Below are 2,767 nucleotides of genomic sequence, written 5' to 3'. Positions count from 1 at the left end.
GGCGCCTTGTCGGCGATCCAGGCGTTGGCGCGGTCGGCCAGGGCCATGATTTCACGCATGGCGCGGCCAAAGTCACGGCCTTCGTAAGCCTCGGCAATCGACGGGGCGGCGGCGAGGAAGGCTTCGGTCAGCTCCGGTGCGGCATCGCCGGCAACCATGACGCCGTCATTGCCCTTGTGGATGAAGCCTGCGCAGCGGCTGGCAATGTTCACCACCTTGCCGACCAGGTCCGAGTTGACCTTCTGCACGAAGTCCTCGAGGTTCAGGTCGAGGTCGTCGACGCCACGGCCGAGCTTGGCGGCGTAGTAGTAGCGCAGGTACTCCGGCTGCAGGTGGTCCAGGTAGGTGCGGGCCTTGATGAAGGTGCCGCGCGACTTGGACATCTTGGCGCCGTTGACGGTCAGGTAGCCGTGCACGTTGACTGCGGTCGGCTTGCGGAAGCCCGAACCTTCGAGCATGGCTGGCCAGAACAGGGCGTGGAAGTTGACGATGTCCTTGCCGATGAAGTGGTACAGCTCGGCCTTGGAGCCTTCGTTCCAGAAGGCGTCGAAATCGAGCTCCGGGCGGCGTGCGCAGAGGTTCTTGAAGCTGGCCATGTAGCCGATGGGCGCATCCAGCCAGACGTAGAAGTACTTGCCAGGCTCACCCGGGATCTCGAAGCCGAAGTACGGCGCATCGCGCGAGATGTCCCACTCCTGCAGGCCCGAGTCCAGCCATTCGGCGAGCTTGTTGGCCACGGCGTCCTGCAGGGTGCCGCTGCGGGTCCACTGCTGCAGCATGGCCTGGAAGTCCGGCAGCTTGAAGAAGAAGTGCTGGGAATCACGCAGTACCGGGGTGGCACCGGAAATCGCCGACTTCGGGTTCTTCAGCTCGGTTGGGGCATAGGTGGCGCCGCACTTTTCGCAGTTGTCGCCGTACTGGTCTTCGGCCGCGCACTTGGGGCAGGTGCCCTTGATGAAGCGGTCGGCCAGGAACATGCCCTTTTCCGGGTCGAAATACTGGGTCACCGAACGGGTGGCGATGTGCCCGGCATCACGCAGGCGCGTGTAGATCAGGCTGGACAGCTCGCGGTTTTCTTCGCTGTGGGTCGAGTGGAAGTTGTCGAAGTCCACCAGGAAATCGGCGAAGTCGCCGCTGTGCTCGGCTTGCACGTTGGCAATCAGCTGCTCGGGGGTGATGCCTTCCTTTTCGGCGCGCAGCATGATGGCCGAGCCGTGGGCGTCGTCGGCGCAGACGTAGATGCACTGGTTGCCGCGTAGTTTCTGGAAGCGAACCCACATGTCCGTCTGGATGTACTCGAGCATATGGCCAAGGTGGATGGATCCATTGGCATAGGGCAGGGCGCTGGTAACGAGAATCTGACGTGGCTCGGACATAGTGGCTCGGCTACTTATTCGGCTCGGGTAAAATTGAGGGTGATCGGCCACTATAAAGGGCTCGCGAATATATTTCACCCCGCGCACGCATCTGCTGACGATTGACGGGTTAGGATAGGCGCCTGTTTCACATTCAGTTTGCCAATGGGAGTGTCCATGAGTGTCGTCACCCGTGCCGCCGTCGAAGGCGCGCTTCGCCAGTACACCGACCCCTACCTGAACCTGGACCCGGTGAGCGCCGGTTGCGTGCGCGCCATCGATATCCAGGGCGGGCAGGTCGCTGTGCAGTTGCAGCTCGGCTACGCCGCCGGCCTGTTCAAGAACGGCTGGGCCCAGGTGCTGCAGACCGCGATCGAAAACCTCGAAGGCGTCACCTCGGCGCAGGTGTCGATCGATTGCGTGGTCGCCGCGCACAAGGCCCAGGCCCAGGTGCCGGCCATGGCCAACGTCAAGAACATCGTCGCGGTGGCCTCGGGCAAGGGCGGTGTCGGCAAATCGACCACCGCAGCCAACCTGGCCCTGGCCCTGGCCCGCGAAGGTGCCCGGGTCGGCATTCTCGACGCCGACATCTATGGGCCCAGCCAGGGCGTGATGTTCGGTATCGCCGAAGGCACGCGCCCGCAGATCCGCGAGCAGAAGTGGTTCGTGCCGATCAAGGCCCATGGCGTGGAAGTGATGTCCATGGCGTTTCTCACCGACGACAACACGCCCATGGTCTGGCGCGGCCCGATGGTGTCGGGGGCGCTGCTGCAGCTGGTGACCCAGACCGCCTGGGACGACCTCGATTACCTGGTGATCGACATGCCGCCGGGCACCGGTGACATCCAGCTGACCCTGGCGCAGAAAGTGCCGGTGGCCGGCTCGGTGATCGTCACCACCCCTCAGGACCTGGCCTTGCTCGATGCCAAGAAGGGCGTGGAAATGTTCCGCAAGGTCAACATTCCGGTGCTTGGCGTGGTGGAGAACATGGCGGTGCACATCTGCTCGAACTGCGGCCATGCCGAGCACCTGTTCGGTGAAGGCGGTGGCGAGAAGCTGGCGGCGCAGTACGGCGTCGAACTGCTGGCCTCGTTGCCATTGTCGATGCTGATCCGCGAGCAGGCCGACAGCGGCAAGCCGACGGCGATCGCCGAACCGGAAAGCCAGATTGCCATGGTCTACCAGGAACTGGCCCGCCAGGTTGGGGCGCGGATCGTGCTGCAGGAGGCGGCGGCGCCGGCGATGCCGAGCATTACCATCAGCGAAGATTGATCGGCGCACCGTGTCGTTGCCTGGGAGGCAGCGACACGGGGTTTCAGCCAGGCATAAAAAAACCCGCCAGAAGGCGGGTTTTTTTGAAAGCTAGGAAGCTAAATCGACTTAGGCGATTTGAACTTCTTCAGCCTGCATGC

The 2,767-nt window shown here is 63.2% G+C and carries 2 protein-coding genes; one reads left to right on the top strand and one right to left on the bottom strand.

The window, feature by feature from the left end; all coding sequences use genetic code 11:
• On the bottom strand, positions 1-1,376 hold a 1,376-nt coding region (gene metG, locus B3E94_RS14315), incomplete at its 3' end, for a methionine--tRNA ligase (protein WP_286914016.1).
• 156 nt (positions 1,377-1,532) lie between these two features.
• Here metG and apbC point away from each other — a divergent pair.
• Positions 1,533-2,627 carry an iron-sulfur cluster carrier protein ApbC gene (gene apbC, locus B3E94_RS14310; protein WP_176511075.1) on the top strand — a complete coding sequence of 365 codons (1,095 nt, stop codon included), beginning with the start codon at positions 1,533-1,535 and terminating at the stop codon, positions 2,625-2,627.
• The last annotated feature ends 140 nt before the right edge of the window (positions 2,628-2,767 follow it).

Origin of the sequence: Pseudomonas sp. UBA6315 (genome assembly GCF_002438125.1) — a bacterium.
Taxonomy (GTDB): Bacteria; Pseudomonadota; Gammaproteobacteria; order Pseudomonadales; family Pseudomonadaceae; genus Aquipseudomonas; species Aquipseudomonas faucium.
This window is presented reverse-complemented; position numbering and strand designations above follow the sequence as displayed.